This window comes from Caldifermentibacillus hisashii, from assembly GCF_039654145.1.
Taxonomy (GTDB): Bacteria; Bacillota; Bacilli; order Bacillales; family Caldibacillaceae; genus Caldifermentibacillus; species Caldifermentibacillus hisashii.
The window spans coordinates 3,500,824-3,517,721 of the sequence record NZ_CP155467.1 but is presented as its reverse complement, the minus strand read 5'-3'; the positions used below and the strand labels follow the sequence as shown (position 1 = coordinate 3,517,721).

The window sequence follows — 16,898 nt, the reverse complement described above, 5'->3', positions numbered from 1 at the left end:
GGCAAGCAGATCTTGCAACATTAGAAACCATCCTTCAAAATATATTCAAATACCAAAGTTTGGATGAGGTTAAAAAATTTTTTAAGCATTGAGTAGTTTATATTTCAATGCGTCTTTTTTTAGGAAGGGAGCAAAATCTGGAGGCTACTGAAAAAGTACAAAATAATCACTTGCTTAACACCATATTTAGATGTATTTTTGTGGTCCATCTTACTATATATTGAGTAAGTGAACTTATTCTAATTGTTTTTCAGTGGCCTCCAAAATCTGCTCTCTTTTGTTTTATAATAAAAAGGGAAACGAAAAAATCAGCTTGGTCCTTTGTTTTATAAAATTAAAAAACTGTAGAAGGTAAACCAGTTCTTTTTGAATTTTGGAGATCACGGTTGCAATTTACTTAAACATATGGGATTACTACAAGGTCTGATCGATATTGAAGTTTGTCAGTGAATACTGAACATTTTTGCAAAAATACATAAAAGACAGGTGACTAGTATGTATAAAAATGAACCTATTTTTCTACAACCGACTTTACACGAACGCATTTGGGGCGGGCAAAAATTAAAAACCGATTATGGTTATCCGATTCCTTCTGATCATACAGGGGAAGCATGGGTTATTTCCGCCCATCCGCATGGTCCGAGTATTATTGCCAATGGTGAATTAAAAGGAAAAACATTGCTGGACGCATGGAATGAACACGGTGAACTTTTTAATAAAAAGGCAGGAGAAGACGAGGAATATCCTTTGCTTGTAAAAATTTTAGATGCCAATGACGACCTTTCTGTACAAGTCCATCCAAACGATGATTTTGCCCGATCAGTGGAGGGTGTTCCTTATGGTAAAACGGAATGCTGGTACATTTTAAGTGCCGAGGAAAATGCGGAACTTGTTTTAGGGCACCATGCGAAGACGCGGAAGGAATTTGAGAAGATGGTCGATGCCGGCGAGTGGGACAAGCTTCTCCGGCGGGTGAACGTAAAGACAGGTGACTTTGTTTACGTACCAAGCGGAACCATTCATGCCATTGGGAAAGGAATTGTTATTTTGGAAACCCAGCAAAGTTCTGATATTACCTATCGCGTGTATGATTATGATCGTACGGATGCGAACGGAAACAAGCGTGAACTGCATTTAGAACGGTCAAAACAAGTAACGAATGTACCACACATAGATGCAAAAGTTGAGCAAACAGTGGAAACTTTTGGGGATCTTACCGAAAAAAAACTGGTAGAAGAACAATATTTTACCGTTTATCATTGGAATTTAAATGGAAAAACAAAACGCAACTGCCACCACGACTTTTTACAAGTGAGTGTTGTAGAGGGGAAAGCTGTTCTGACGATTGGCGACAAAACATTTGAGCTGAAAAAAGGTATGCATTTTATTCTACCAAATAGCATAAATGAGTATGAATTGAAAGGACAAGCAGAATTTATCGTATCGCATGTGTAAGTGAAAAAATCGAATTGGAAATATCCGGCGCCTTTGTAAAAACGGTGGTCTTTTTAGATGCATTGAAAAATTGTGCTTTTTACATGCCCTTTTCTCATAAGGGAGGAGGGCTGCTTTTAATTTTTGGAATTTTCCTTCCAGTTGATAATACCAGCATTTCTTGTAAAAAATTTTTCCCACACTTTACAGTAAGATTTGTATTCCCACCTCAAATTTCAAGTAATTGAGGAAGATAGGTGCCCTGCATCTGACATGTTCGTAGTGCACGATATTTCACTTTATTAGAAAAAAGATTTTTTTTGAATAAAAGAGAACTAGTTTCCTATGAATTACAGCCTACTTTTTTGTGCAGAAAAAGTCGGGTCTAACTTTTTTTCCTACTGTATATTTAGATTTGAAAGGAGTACTTCTATGGATTGGTTGGAGAGAATGAATCGTGCCTTGGATTATATTGAGGAAAATTTGGATGAGGAAATCGAGTATAAAAAACTTGCACAAGTGGCAAATTGTTCGGAATATCATTTTTCCAGAATGTTTTCATCTCTTGCCGGGATGACGCTATCCGAATATATTCGCAGGCGCCGTTTGACTCGTGCAGCATTTGAACTTCAAAAGAGTGATCTGCGCATCCTTGATATAGCCGTTAAGTACGGGTATGAGTCAGCGGATTCTTTTTCCAGGGCATTTCAAAAAATACACGGGATAAAGCCTTCTGAGGCCCGAAATAAGGGCACATCGTTAAAAGCCTTTCCAAGAATCACCTTTCACATTTCAATAAGGGGGGAAAAGGAAATGGATTACAGAATTGAACATATTGATTATGAATTAAAGATTGTAGGAAATGGGAAATCGGTTAAAACAGCAAAAGCGTTTAAAACGATCCCTAAATTGTGGAGCGCTGCCAAAAAAGACGGTTTTACACAGCAATTAATTGACATGTCATGGGAGAATCCAAAATGTACACTTGAGGGTATTTTGGGCGTTTGTGGAAGTGAAGCGGCGATAAAAGATGAAGAATTTACCTATTTTATGGGTGTCCGCTATGATGGAGAAGTTCCAGCCGAAATGGAAACAATTACAATTCCACCGAGTACGTGGGCCGTGTTTCCGAACATCGTGGAGGCATGGAAGCGTCTGTATGTTGAATGGGTTCCAACTTCCGGATATGAACTCGCCAATTTACCTTGTATTGAATGTTACTACGGACCGAAACATAAACCGAGACATGAGCTGTGGGTCCCTGTTATTCCTTAATGTAAAAACGTCAACCGGACCAAGGTAAATGCCGAGAAAAAGCTGAATTTTAAATTACCTAAAAGAAGGATAACCCCGCTCGCCAAAGGGTAAAGAAATCATAAAGACGAATGGAGACATCTTTCGTCTTTCTTTTTCTTCAAAGGCCTATCTAATTATACACATATTTTGACTTTTACAAATATATTATTTAATATGATAATATAGAGGGATGAATGTGCTTTGTACAGCATTCACTCCGGTGCTTATGCCACTGCCTACTTGCCGGGTGTCAAAGAACCACCAAGTGTTATATTGTCCTCGAATAGTGTTACCGCGTATTTCTTGAGCGAACTACTATGTTCAATAGGGGGAATTAGATAATGGCATTATTAAAACAGTTCCGCTATTCTTATGTGTTTTTACTATGTTCACTATTGGCTTTTTGGAGTTCTTTTTTAAACTATGAAAATGGCCTATATATAACATTAATATTCTTTCTGATTATTAATCTAACTTGCTTCTCCAATGAATACTTAGTTATTCAATATTATAAAAAAAACAACCAAAAGAATTTTAATAAAGGATACGCTCTGTTTATTATGATTCAAGTGTTGATTACTTTAATAATATTCTTTGTGTTTCAGTTTGTTTTTGCTTAACACATAAAACATGGTAGAGGCAAAAATGGTACCCCCGTTTTTACCAAACAAAGACGGGGGAATGAAAAAGTATAAATATTCATAAGATTATTTGCCGAATACTAGATTTATCCTACTCTATATTATATAAGAGCCTCTGCCAAAATAAAAAATATACCCTTGAGCGAGGCTCTGGAAAATTAATTATCTCGTTTTTTGCCTTTTCTTCCAGATTTTTAAATTTAATAAAAATAAAATGGCTATTTTTCTCCAAAAAAGGGCATACGTATCCTGCCTTCACAAAATGGGTTTTTTTCACTGCCCTTTGTGGAAAGGAGACGCTGCATTTGACTTATTCACATATCCACCTGTGAATAACTTAATTCAGTCGATGGCGTGTCCATCCACAATTGGCCTTTCCTGTCTGATGATACGCCATATTTGCCATGATATGCATAGATATCATGCAACGATCCACATGCGCTTCAACTGCCTGTTTTCCACGCTTGTGAACACGACGGAGACTATATCCGTCTTTTAGAATGCCAAAGATTCGTTCGATGATCGTTCTGGCACTATATAACACTTTAAATTTCCGCCCATGTTGGGGCAACTCGACGTCTACTTGAGGCGCTTGATCAAAGTCCAGCCGAAATACTCTTCCTTGTGCTGCCCCATTACAACATTCCACGTGATTCGACAGCGGGCAGGTGAGTCCTTCTTGCCTAGCATTTGGATGAAATACAGGACAAGTGTAAATATATTGCCCCTTTTCCCGATCAGATCCTCTAAGGTCCATTTTATGTTCACTGATACAGATGGGGGTGCCGTACCGATTGATTTTTTCAATTCCCCGGGCGGAAGTTGGTTTATCTTTACGGTTCCGTGGGTTGATGGGTGCCACCAATTTCGCCTGTAATACGTCCTTTGTCACTTTTTGATTTTCCGGCGTTTGGTAGATTCCATCTGCCAAGATAAAGTCCAACTGCTCAGCCATCTCGGGGTGCTCCGCCTTAAACGTCTCCAATGTCGTTTCTAATGTTTTCCCATCAGGTGTATTTCCTTTGAATACTTCCCGCGTCAAAGGCAAGCCGGATTTCACCCCGCATACCATTGATAATTTATGCGCAATATAGGAGACTGCATTGCTTTTACGCATCACCCCTGCGTTATCATCTGTAAGGATTCTGGGGCAATCGCAATCACCTTTGCAAGAACACGTCTTCCTTGTTTTATTCAACGTTGCTTCTGCCTCTATATGTGATGTATCCACGGCGACTGCTTTCTCAAAAGTTTCAACCACGCCTTCCCTTTTATTATATTCAACCACCAATAGCCGGGCTTTTTCCCAAAGATCATTTGTTGTCATGATTTGATCAAAGCGAGCAAAGGAACGGTAGCTCGGAATTTTCTCCGTAAATCCACACATGGCGGCAAATAGCGGGTTTGATTTCACTTGTAAATAGACACTTTCAACCATCACTTCAATATATTGTAAAGAGGCCAGTTCAAAAGCACGAAAAAAGGGCATGAAAGGATGCGGTTTTCTCCCGGCAGGAGAGGAATGAAATAAGGAAGACGTAGACTTATCTTCTTCCTCCGGTATTGAAAATAGTGCTGGTTGTATTTCATTAAAATGATCATGTGCTCTTTCCTTTTTTAGGTGCAAATATAAAAAGGTGTAGTAATCTCGTTCAACCGGTTTAAAAATCTCCCATGGAAAACACATGGCCGGAATGACAAAGGGTATATCGGCATAGTCTTGCCAATTGTGGGGAATCAAATTTTGTTGTATTGATAAATCTCTGGTTTGTGTTAGAATAGAAGTAGTCATGAAATCACTCCTTGGATACTGGATATTGGGTAGTACTTATATCTTACCAAAGGAGTGACTTTCATGGCACTTTTTTTTCAAAAATAATTATGTTTTTCCATTTTACAATATTTACCAGGGGAATGAGTAGCCTAATCTATTAAAACTCGTCTAAAACCGACTGAAATGGAAAAATTCAGATATTGATAATAAGCGAATTTATCCACTGAAATTAAAACTCACCATTTTTTCTTTTATACTTGTCATAATATTCGTGCAAATACCTTTTTCTATAGTGGAATAAATCCACGATCTTTAATTGTCTGACTGCCTACTGCTTCAGGAGATACAGCATTTTGGCAAAGGCTCTAAGCAAACTCAGTGATCATATAGATGAGGAAGATGCTGAAAGTCAGTCCAATATGCTGAAATTATTTTTCATTAATTAATCTTGCCACTTCTCCTAAATTCGTATAAATTTGAAAGGCTTGCCGGTGCATTTCGTCTGAAGGTTCAATTAAATCAGGAATAATGATACAACGAATATTGGCACTTACTGCTGCTTGTAATCCATGGTAAGAATCTTCCAGTACTAAAGCATTTTCCGCTTTTTCACCGGCGCGACGTAACGCCTCGAGGAAAATATCCGGACTTGGTTTTCCATTTTCTACCTCGTCGCCACTGACGTAAAAATCAAAACGATCTTGAATTCCGCTCAGCTTTAAATTTCGCTCAATTACTTTAATAGGACTGGATGAAGCGATACATTTTTTAATTCCTTTGTCATCAAGAACATCCAACAATCGTTCTGCCCCGGGTTTAATGGCCAATCCTTCTTCCTCTATAATTTTGTCAAATTCCGCATGATATAAGTCGAAAGCATGTAGGATCGATGAGTCTTCTCCATAGATTTCAGCAAAAATTTGTTTCCCCGTTTCATCAGTTACACCAACAACTTTCAAGTAAGTTTCAAAAGAAAAATCGTAGCCTAACTTTTTCGCAGACCTTTGGAAAGCCCGAAAAAAAGTCCGCTCAGTATCGAATAACAGACCATCCATATCAAAAATAACCAGCTTTACTTGTTCCATTTTGCAGCCCCTCTCTTCAAGGTGATTATATGTATTTTACCATATAATTGGAAATATTGGTCCCAAACTTGATGAAAAATGCTGATATATGTGTACAAAAGTGAAAATCGCTAAAACTTAATAATAGTGGAGAATTGCTCGAAAGCCAGAAACCGTTTATAGAAACTTTCTTTCCAAAAAAAGAGACAGTTTATGATAATTATTATATAATTGAGCTGTGATTTCAAATACGGGCTGTTTTTGGAATTTTGATTCTAAAAACATGGCTTCAGTACCGAAATTCACTAATATTAACTGAGGTTATGATTTGAAACAATTGGCGATTATTCAATCATGGTTAAAGCGATTCAAATTGCAATCTTTTAGAAATTAGCCTTATTAAAAACCCTTAACAGAAGAGGTGTACAACTTGTGCAGTTGTTAAAAAATTATAAGGAAACGATAACTCTGCTTCTTGCCATTGTTATTGGTGGTATTGCCGGGGTCATTTATGGACAAGATTCGAGCGTTGTTAAGCCTTTTGGGGATTTATTTTTAAACTTAATGTTCATGATTATTGTGCCGCTCGTTTTTTTCAGTGTCTCGTCGGCTATAGCCAATATTGGCGAAATGAAACGGTTGGGGAAAATTCTTGGAGCGATTGTTCTCGTATTTTCGGTGACAGCAATTATTTCAGCTGTCTTAGGTTATATTGGAATCCGTATCTATAATCCCTTAAAAGGTGTGGATACGTCAGCTATCATGAATATAATGGCAGATACAGATTCCGATCAATCGACAGAAGCACTTTCTTTTCTTGATCAATTAGTGAAAACTTTCACTGTTTCCGACTTTCCAATGTTATTTTCAAAAAGCAATATGCTCCAATTAATTGTTTTTTCCATTCTCTTTGGATTAGCGACAGCGATGGCAGGAGAAAAGGGTAAACCTGTTGCAAGCTTATTAGCGTCGGGTTCTGCCATTATGATGAATGTTGTAAAAGTCGTCATGTACTATGCACCTATTGGTTTGGGATGTTATTTTGCAACAATAGTCGGTGAACTTGGTCCGCAAATTTTAAACGGATATGTACGTGTCTTTGTACTATATTTAGCATTATCTGTTTTTTATTACTTTGGATTTTTTACTTTATATGCCTTTTTTGCCGGTGGAAAAGAGGGCGTTCGTGTATTCTGGAAAAATGCCATTACCCCATCAATTACAGCTATTGCGACGTGTTCAAGTGCCGCCTGTATTCCGGTGAATCTGGCAGCAGTTAAAAAAATGGGCGTTCCACAAGACATTGCTGAAACAGTGATTCCACTTGGAGCCAACACCCATAAAGATGGTTCGGTTTTTGGCGGCGTATGTAAAATTGTATTTCTTTTTCTATTATTTGGTAAGGATATGACGAGTTTCACCAGTGTTCTCAGTATTATTGGTGTTGCCTTTTTAGTCGGTGCTGTCATGGGGGCCATTCCAAGTGGCGGCATGATTGGGGAAATGTTAATACTAAGTGTATTTGGTTTTCCTCCTGAAGTGTTACCAATTATCGCTATCATCAGTACGATAATCGATATTCCGGCGACACTGCTGAATTCAACCGGAAATACGGTTTGTGGTATGATGGTGAGCCGCCTTATTGAAGGGAAAGATTGGTTATCACAACGGGCCGGAAAATTGAAAGAAAGAATCGGGTAAAAGAAAAACCGGGGTATGGTGGACCTCGGTTTTTTCATTAAAGGATAAATCTTCAGTAAGGATGGAATTCGGCGTAGTATTACAGTTTATCTTGTCCTATAGACTAGGCACGGCTTGCTTCTATGAGACAGTTTTCCCTATTTTAGCTGTCGTTTTGTCCCATAGCGTCGTTCTATGGGACGGTTTTCCATGTTTTTTCTGCAGTTTTGTCCCATAGGCAAGGCACGTCTAGCTTCTATGAGACATTTTTTCCATTATTTCAAAGCAATTTGTCCCATAGCGTCGTTCTATGAAACATTTTTCCATGTTTTAGCTGAAATTTTGTCTCATAGAGAAGGCACGTCTAGCTTCTATGAGCCATTTTTTTCATTATTTCAAAGCAATTTGTCCCATAGCGTCGTTCTATGGGACAGTTTTCCCTGTTTTAGCTGCGGTTTTGTCTCATAGGGAAGGTACCGCTCGCTTCTATGAGCCATTTTTTTCATTATTTCAAAGCAATTTGTCCCATAGCGTCGTTCTATGGGACAGTTTTTCCTCTCTTAGCTGTCGTTTTGTCCCATAGGGAAGGCACGTCTAGCTTCTATGAGACATTTTTTCCATTATTTCAAAGCAATTTGTCCCATAGCGTCGTTCTATGGGACAGTTTTCCCTGTTTTAGCTGCGGTTTTGTCCCATAGGGAAGGCACGTCTCGCTTCTATGAGCCATTTTTTTCATTATTTCAAAGCAATTTGTCCCATAGAGTGTTCTATGGGACAGTTTTTCCTCTCTTAGCTGTCGTTTTGTCCCATAGGGAAGGTACCGCTCGCTTCTATGAGCCATTTTCCCTCTTTTTTTAAAGCAATTTGTCTCATAGAAAACAATCTAAACAATTTTCCCCAATTTATTTCGATTTTGTGAATTATATAACTTATTATTGAAAAAATTGCCCCAGAGGTCTAAAGTGAAAGAGTAGTAATTTTTCATGTGAAAGGGGAATAATAAAATGTCTGATAGTAGAGTTTTAGGAAAAGTAGCTTACGTAACAGGTGCTGGTCAAGGGATTGGAAAGGCAATAGCAGAACGGCTGGCAAAGGATGGTTTTGCAGTTTCATGTGCAGACTTTAACATAGATGCAGCAAACCAAGTTGCTGATGGAATAAATAAAAACGGTGGAAAAGCCATTGCTGTAAAAGTGGATGTTTCTGATCGTGATCAAGTTTTCAATACAGTTAACGAAACCGTTGAAAAATTAGGCGGATTGGATGTTGTTGTAAACAATGCAGGTATTGGACCGTCAACACCAATTGAAGAAATCACCCCAGAAATTTATCGGAAAGTTTTTGATATCAATGTCGGTGGTACACTTTGGGGAATCCAAGCTGCAGTTGCCGCCTTCAAAAAATTAGGTCATGGCGGTAAAATCATAAATGCATCCTCTCAAGCCGGTCAAGTGGGAAATCCGGATCTAGCAGTTTATGGTGGAACAAAATTTGCTATTCGTGGAATTACACAAACAGCAGCACGTGATTTAGCCCATCTTGGAATAACAGTAAATGCTTATTGTCCGGGAATTGTAAAAACACCAATGATGATGGGGATTGCAAAAGAAGTCGCTGATGCTGCCGGCAAACCATTTGAATGGGGTTTGAATCAATTTGCGCAAAATATTACATTGAAACGTCTTTCTGAACCGGAAGACGTAGCCGCTTGTGTATCTTATTTAGCTGGTCCGGACTCCGATTATATGACCGGTCAAGCATTAATTATCGATGGCGGTATGGTATTTAATTAATTTTATTCATTGGAAATAATGAACAATAAAACCTGCGATGGGAAACTGTCGCAGGTTTTTTGTGTATTGGATAAGTAAACCAATGGTGGGATATTTTGATAAGGGATAAGTGAAAACGCAATGATAGAAGAGAAACAATACCTTTAAGTAACTATCCTATCAACGTCTATATTCAAGAGATAATTGTAAATATACTGGCACCAATGCAAAATTTCATTGTGCAAATGCCCAAAAAAGTTCGTTGTTTTATCAATTGTTAACGGTTTTATATTTTAATATAATTTAAGCGTATTCAATAAAAGCGCTTTTATGACAAGGTATTTGTGAAAGGATTAACAAAATTTAGCTTACTTGGGTTTTTTAGTAGAATTTTACATTTTGTGCAATCTCATAAAAATTCTTAAATAAAGTTGTATTGAAATGAGGAGGTTTTCATATGGAAGCAATTCATATTAGCTGGATTGGCGCTTTAAGCGGTTTATTGTTGGCAATTATTTTCATATTATTTAAATTATCACCTACCTATTCATTAATATTGGGAGCAATTGCGGGCGCTTTCATTGGTGGCGCGGGTTTTTCGGATTCAGTTTCGATATTGATTTCAGGAACACAAAGCGTCATGGGTACCGTTGTACGGATTATTGCTGCCGGTGTTTTTGCCGGTGTGATGATGGAATCAGGCGCTGCTGAAACAATTGCTAAGGTAATTGTTGATAAACTTGGTGGAACGAAAGCGATGCTCTCCTTAGCATTAGCAACGATGATTATTACAGCGGTGGGTGTCTTTATACCGGTTGCGGTTTTGATTGTCGCTCCAATCGCTTTATCTGTCGGAAACAAAATGGGTTACTCTAAAGTGGCATTACTTGTTGCATTATCCGGTGGAGGAAAAGCAGGAAATATTATTTCACCAAACCCGAATACGATTGCAGCTGCGGGCGGTTTTAACCTTGATGTAAACCAAGTAATGCTCGCTGGTTTCGTCCCTGCAGTTTTTGGTGTCATTGTTACTGTATTTCTTGCATCAAGAATTAAATTTAAAGGCACAAAAGTAACGGATCTTGAGGTAGCTGAATTGGAAAAAGCTAATACGACAAATTTGCCATCTTTTTCAAAAGCATTGATTACCCCAATTATTGCGATTGTTCTTTTAATGATCAGTCCGGTTGGTTCGATACTCGGTGTTGATTTCCTAGCAAATTTGAAAATTGATTCCTTATTTATTTTACCATTTGCAGCTGTTGTTGGATCAATTGCCTTAGGGAAGAAAAAGCAAATCTTGGACTACTGCTCAGCCGGATTAGACCGAATGACACCAACAATCTTAATTATTATTGGTGCAGGTGCGATTGGTGGGTTAATTACAGCCTCTAATTTACCTGAAAAAGTAGTATCCCTTGTCGAGGCTTCCGGTATTTCCGGAGTGTTCTTAGCACCAATTGCAGGGACATTAATGGCGGCCGCTACAGCTTCTACATCAACAGGTGTAATTTTGGCAACCGGATCATTCTCACAAGCAATATTAAATACAGGTGTGGCACCGCTATCAGCAGCAGTTATGACACATGCCGGGGCTACAGTAATTGACCACTTGCCGCATGGAACCTACTTCCACGTTACTCGAAATGCAATGAACATAAGTATGAAAGATAGAATGACTGTGGCTTTATATGAAAGCATTGTCGGTTTAACAATGACAATCGTTGCAACAATTCTTTACGGATTTATTTTATAGGCGCTATTAAATTTGGTTGTTGATCACCGCTCAAGTACTTGCATTCAGTGGGGCATGTGGTAAGCCTTGTGGGGCAATAGCTTAATGGTGTCTTTACTGTCCAGCTAGTCCCACAGGTATCTATGCCTTCTACTCCAAACAACAATCAGTCAAAATCAAAATCATTCTTTGACAAAACAATTTTATTCTAGGGGTGACGGTAGATGGGGAAAGTATTTGTATTAGCTCCGGATTCATTTAAAGAAAGTATGACGGCAAAAGAAGTATGTGAAGCAATGGAAATTGGAATTAAAAGAGCGATTCCTGATGCTGAATGTATTCATGTTCCAATGGCAGACGGCGGTGAAGGGACCGTTCAATCGCTTATTGATGCAACGGGTGGAACTTTAGAGAAAAAAGAAGTGACCGGACCGCTCGGTACAAAAGTGGTTGCCGGGTACGGTATTCTTGGTGATGGCAAAACAGCTGTCATTGAGATGGCGGCTGCAAGTGGGATTCATTTTGTTACGAAAGAAACGAAAAACCCGTTAATTACTACGACTTATGGAACCGGTGAATTGATTAAGGATTGTATCGAGCAAGGCATTACTGATATTATTTTAGGAATTGGCGGAAGTGCGACAAATGATGGCGGTACGGGTATGGCAGCCGCTCTTGGTTATAAATTTTTGGATGAAGATGGAAAAGAGTTGAAACTTGGCGGTGGCTTTTTAGATAGGCTCGCCACCATCGACACGTCTAATGTGATTCCCGGATTGAGAGATGTTCATATTTTGGTCGCATCAGATGTAACGAACCCATTATGTGGCGAACATGGTGCATCCAGAGTTTTCGGTCCGCAAAAAGGAGCCACACCTGAGATGGTGGAAATTCTCGATAATAATTTACGACACTATGCACAAGTGGTGAAAGATCAGCTTGGTATTGACGTGCTTAATGTACCCGGTGCCGGTGCTGCCGGGGGTCTCGGTGCAGGATTACTTGCTTTTACAAATGCCACGATGAAAAAAGGAATTGAAATTGTTATCGAATATACAAACTTAAAAGAAAAGCTTCGACATGCAGATTATTGTTTTACAGGTGAGGGCGGCATCGATTTTCAAACAAAATTTGGGAAAACCCCCTATGGAGTTGCAAAAGTTGCAAAAAGTGTGAACCCAAATATGAAAGTGATTGCCTTAGCGGGTTATATTGGCAAAGATGTTGAGGTACTGTATGAAGAAGGTTTTGACGCAATTTTTGGAATCGTTCCGGGCGCTGCCGAACTTAGTACATTATTAAAACAAGGTTCAGAGAACGTTGCTCGGACAGCGGAAAGTGTGGCACGATTGTTGCGATAAAGAACAGAACAACCATTAAAAAAGAGCCGGTGACGTATTGAACCCGGCTTTTTTTCAGATACGGGCGTATCGGAATACCCTTAATTTGCTTAACCTTGCAAATGTTTCTCTACTTTATCCGGTTGATTAAAATAAAAAGCAGTTCAACAAGTTCTAATATATTTTTCGGATCTTTGCCAGTGATTTTTTGGATTTTTTCCAATCGGTAATTTAGCGTGTTTCTGTGTATGTTTAGGAGACCGGCAGCTTCATTGGAATTTAAGTTTGAATTCAGGTAAACTTGCAGTGTTTTGCACAGCTCCTCATTTTTTTCGAGCAATGTGGTTATTTTTTCAATACTCCTGTTTTGCTTAAGCCATTCCGAAATATCTGCAATGACTTCACAATCGGTATAGAAAATTATTTTTTTGTCAGAAAATAGTCCTCTCAAAACACGCATGGCTGATTTTGCCTGAATATAACCGTTGGAAGGTCGATCATTGACTCCGCTAATTGATATCCGCACGTCCTGATTCTGTTTTTGTATCCTAGTGATGAGTGGATCCACCAGTTCTATTTCTTGTACGACAATACAAATCGAATCATTGGTAATTTTAAAAGTAGGTAGGTCATTTAGATTTATTTCATCGATGTTTGATTGGGATTCCACATAGACAATTTGCGATGGCTTGTTTAACTCAAGGCCATAAACTTTCGCTTGTTCCGCCAGTTCCTTTGTATAGAGTGTATCCGTATCCATAATTCGATTAAAAAGGTCGTATTTCCGCTTTTCTTCTTGATTGGCTTTCTCCAAAGCTACACTTTGTTCAATTAATAAAATCACAGTTGACCTAACAAGATTTCCGAACGGCCGCGTCTCTCCAATTTCTCCGCTAATTCCGACCACCCCAATAATGTCCCCATTCATTTCAATCGGTAAATTAATCCCTTTTTTGACAAACTCCTCATCTTTCTTAATCTCGACTGCTTTTCTATACCTAATCGCATCGACAGCCCCATGGTGCAAGATACCAATCCGTTCTTTATTCCCACTTCCGATAATTACCCCATTTTTATCCATAATATTGATATTATAAGGAATATCCTTCATCATTTTGTTAACTATCATTTGAGCTAAATTTGCGGTTAATTTATACATTTTATACCACCTGAATAAGGAAATTAAATTCTTTTCTTATTATTATAACCTTAAAATGAAATCAGTAGGGGAAAGTCGATTCTCCTACTGATTGAATTTAACCTTTATTCGTGCTCTTCCTTTAATAACCGCAATGTCTCATCAAACTCTTTTTCCACTTCTGGAATTGATTTGTACGTTATTTTACTGACAAGAACGGCAACAATCAGGTTCAAGATGAATCCCGGTACGATCTCATAGAGGTACTCTGAAAGGAATGAATTGCCCCATACGAAAACAGTAATTGCTCCGATGATCATTCCTGAGAGGGCACCTTGACTTGTGAATTTCCTCCAATATAGGGAAAGAAGCACAGTTGGTCCAAATGCTGCACCAAATCCGGCCCATGCAAAAGCAACCAAGTTCAAAATCGTGTCAGATTTCTCCCAAGCGAAAATTCCGGCAATAATTGCGATCACGAGAACCGCGATTCTCCCTAGGAAAATATAGGTTTTTTGATCTGCATCTGATTTAAAGATCGCTTTATAAATATCTTCCACCAAAGCGGAAGAGGTCACGATTAACTGTGAAGAAACAGTACTCATAATAGCTGCAAGGACGGCGGATAGTAGAATCCCGGCGATGAATGGGTGGAATAAAATTTGTCCCATTTGTATAAAGACCGCCTCAGAATCTATTAATTTCACATCGGCATGTTTTTGGAAATAAGCAACACCTACTAACGCTGTTGCTGCTGCACCTGCCAACGTTAAAATCATCCAGCCTATCCCGATTCTACGAGCTTGCTTAATTTCTTTTGCAGACTTGATGGCCATGAAACGTACAATAATATGAGGCTGTCCAAAATAACCCAGTCCCCATGCCAGAGATGAGATAACCCCTGTTGCCGTAGCTGTTGCGGTTAAACTTAATAAGTTCGGATCAAAAGATTTAATTGTTTCAATCGTTTCACCGATTCCACCTGTGACAAATACTCCGATAATAGGTACCGAAACAAGGGCAAGGAACATAATCGTACCTTGAACAAAGTCAGTGTAACTTACAGCAAGGAAGCCTCCAAATAGCGTATAAAGTACGATAACTCCACCAACGACAAGAAGACCTAAATGGTAATCATAACCGAAAGAGCTTTCAAAAAATACGCCCCCTGCGACAAGTCCGGAAGATACATAGAATGTAAAATAGACTAAAATGATAATTCCTGTTACTATGCGTAATATTTTTGCATTTTCCTTAAAGCGGTTATCAAAAAAACTTGGAATTGTAATAGAATCATTTGATACATGGGTGTATACGCGTAGGCGTGGAGCAACAAGCCTCCAGTTTAACCAAGCCCCGATCGTAAGTCCAATGGCAATCCAGCCTTCAACGAGACCGGAAACATAAATCGCTCCGGGAAGGCCCATCAATAACCATTGGGACATATCAGCCGCCCCGGCGCTCAGTGCTGAAACTGCGGGACCGAGACTTCTTCCCCCTAACATATAATCATTTAAATTGAAAATACGGCGGTACGCATAAAAGCCAATTCCGATCATTCCGAGGAAATAAATGATAACCGCCAATAGTTGATACATAGTATCCGTCATATTATCTCTCCTTTGATGAATGATTTGCTGATGGTCACCCAAAAAGGTTTTGCACAAAAAATACACTAGATATAGTATTAATTATCATTAGTACAACAAAAGGTGTTGTATTAAGTAGAGGCAAAAGTTTTTAAAATATGTGCTTTTTGAGTGTCGTTTATTATATGATATATAATCACATAAACATTAGAATATTTTTGTTTTTTCTGAATAATATTTCCAAACTATGAGGTGTTTTCAAAGAAGCCCTTTGTTCGTTTCATTTTTTCCTTTTCAAAAAGGAATAGATCACTGCAAGACCCGAAAAAAAGCCTTGCAGGATCTGTTTTTATTGTTAACTACGAATATGAAATACTCAATCACTATTCTTTTATAAAAATATATCAATGTCTTACTACTTTCCGCTGTTTTTTCTTTTTCTTAATAGGCAAAGGAATGTAGCAGCCCCTGCCGCAATGACAAGCGGTTTTTTCTTCAGCTTGTTATTGCTATCATAAAATACATCCTTGACAATCAGGTTTATGTTTTGCGGACGTTCAGCCAAGCGGCGCATATAATAGCCGAACCAGTCCGTTCCAAAAGGGATATACGTACAAAATCGATAACCCTCCGCAGCTAAATTATATTGTAATTCTGTGCGAAAACCGTATAACATTTGGAATTCGAATTTATCATGGCTAATATTATTTTCTTTAATAAACGCTTTCAATTCATTGATAATATTGTGATCATGGGTTGCAATTGAGGTAAATGCATCCCCTAAAAGACGTTTTTTTGCCAGTTTAAGATAGTTTCGGTCAATTTCAGCTTTTGACTGGTATGCGACCGCTTCACTTTCTTTGTATGCCCCTTTTACAAGACGAATTCGAACGTCTTTCAACTGTTCGAGGTCTTCTTCTGCTCGATATAAATAAGCTTGCATAACCGTTCCCACATTTTCAAACTCTTCCCGTAATGTTTGAAGAATGCGAAGTGTCTGCTCATAACGGGAATAATCTTCCATGTCAATATTCACGAAAATCCCAAACTTTGAAGCTGCTTCCATAATTTTCCTCATATTGTCGATGCAAAATTGCTCATCTATATCAAGGCCTAGCTGCGTTAATTTTACGGAAACGTGACAATCTAAATTTTCTTCGTTAATTCGATTAAGAAGACGGATGATATTGTTTGTTGCTCTCATTGCTTCTTCCCGGTCTGATACAAATTCCCCAAGATTGTCAACGGTTCCGCTAATACCATGACGATTCAATTTTTTAATTGTTTTTGTCACGCTATCTAAGTCGGTTCCTGCCACAAACTTATCGGCACCGAATTTAAATCCCCACTTTTTAGCGGATTCATTTAATAATTTGTTTTGGGATAAACTGTAAAAGAAATTTTTTGTCAAATTCGTCATTTTGTTTTCCCTCTT

11 protein-coding genes are annotated in these 16,898 nt (G+C 38.4%); 6 read left to right on the top strand and 5 right to left on the bottom strand.

The window, feature by feature from the left end; translation table 11 throughout:
- Positions 1-495: 495 nt before the first annotated feature.
- Positions 496-1,455 (top strand): mannose-6-phosphate isomerase, class I, encoded by a 960-nt coding sequence (gene manA, locus NSQ14_RS16940; RefSeq protein ID WP_034772954.1) that lies wholly within the window; start codon positions 496-498, stop codon positions 1,453-1,455.
- 411 nt (positions 1,456-1,866) lie between these two features.
- A complete protein-coding gene (locus NSQ14_RS16935; protein WP_346216622.1) occupies positions 1,867-2,709 on the top strand; it encodes an AraC family transcriptional regulator in 843 nt (280 codons plus the stop codon).
- Positions 2,710-3,708: 999 nt separating this feature from the next.
- Here the strand turns inward: NSQ14_RS16935 and NSQ14_RS16930 are convergent.
- Both NSQ14_RS16930 and NSQ14_RS16925 read right to left on the bottom strand, forming a co-directional pair.
- Positions 3,709-5,163 carry a transposase gene (locus NSQ14_RS16930; RefSeq protein WP_041845943.1) on the bottom strand — a complete coding sequence of 485 codons (1,455 nt, stop codon included), beginning with the start codon at positions 5,161-5,163 and terminating at the stop codon, positions 3,709-3,711.
- Positions 5,164-5,573: 410 nt separating this feature from the next.
- Positions 5,574-6,230, bottom strand: a complete 657-nt coding sequence (locus NSQ14_RS16925; protein WP_328166892.1) for an HAD family phosphatase — start codon at positions 6,228-6,230, stop codon at positions 5,574-5,576.
- Positions 6,231-6,641: 411 nt separating this feature from the next.
- On the opposite strand from NSQ14_RS16925, the gene NSQ14_RS16920 reads away from it, so the two are divergent.
- The 4 genes from NSQ14_RS16920 to NSQ14_RS16905 all read left to right on the top strand — a co-directional run bounded on the left by NSQ14_RS16920 (position 6,642) and on the right by NSQ14_RS16905 (position 12,757).
- Positions 6,642-7,910 carry a dicarboxylate/amino acid:cation symporter gene (locus NSQ14_RS16920; protein ID WP_346216621.1) on the top strand — a complete coding sequence of 423 codons (1,269 nt, stop codon included), beginning with the start codon at positions 6,642-6,644 and terminating at the stop codon, positions 7,908-7,910.
- 983 nt (positions 7,911-8,893) lie between these two features.
- Positions 8,894-9,682, top strand: coding sequence for a (S)-acetoin forming diacetyl reductase (locus tag NSQ14_RS16915; RefSeq protein ID WP_041847744.1), 789 nt, complete (start codon positions 8,894-8,896; stop codon positions 9,680-9,682).
- Positions 9,683-10,118: 436 nt separating this feature from the next.
- Positions 10,119-11,417 carry a GntP family permease gene (locus NSQ14_RS16910; RefSeq protein ID WP_043988694.1) on the top strand — a complete coding sequence of 433 codons (1,299 nt, stop codon included), beginning with the start codon at positions 10,119-10,121 and terminating at the stop codon, positions 11,415-11,417.
- A 203-nt stretch (positions 11,418-11,620) separates the two neighbouring features.
- Complete coding sequence (locus NSQ14_RS16905) at positions 11,621-12,757, top strand: glycerate kinase family protein (protein WP_034772925.1); 1,137 nt, start codon at positions 11,621-11,623, stop codon at positions 12,755-12,757.
- Between the two features lie 109 nt (positions 12,758-12,866).
- Here the strand turns inward: NSQ14_RS16905 and NSQ14_RS16900 are convergent, their stop codons facing one another.
- From NSQ14_RS16900 to NSQ14_RS16890, 3 genes are all read right to left on the bottom strand, one after another.
- Positions 12,867-13,895, bottom strand: coding sequence for a CdaR family transcriptional regulator (locus tag NSQ14_RS16900; RefSeq protein ID WP_034772923.1), 1,029 nt, complete (start codon positions 13,893-13,895; stop codon positions 12,867-12,869).
- A gap of 104 nt (positions 13,896-13,999) precedes the next feature.
- Positions 14,000-15,484, bottom strand: a complete 1,485-nt coding sequence (putP, locus tag NSQ14_RS16895) for a sodium/proline symporter PutP (protein WP_043988693.1) — start codon at positions 15,482-15,484, stop codon at positions 14,000-14,002.
- A 394-nt stretch (positions 15,485-15,878) separates the two neighbouring features.
- A complete protein-coding gene (locus NSQ14_RS16890) occupies positions 15,879-16,883 on the bottom strand; it encodes a proline dehydrogenase (RefSeq protein ID WP_346216620.1) in 1,005 nt (334 codons plus the stop codon).
- Positions 16,884-16,898 lie beyond the last annotated feature (15 nt).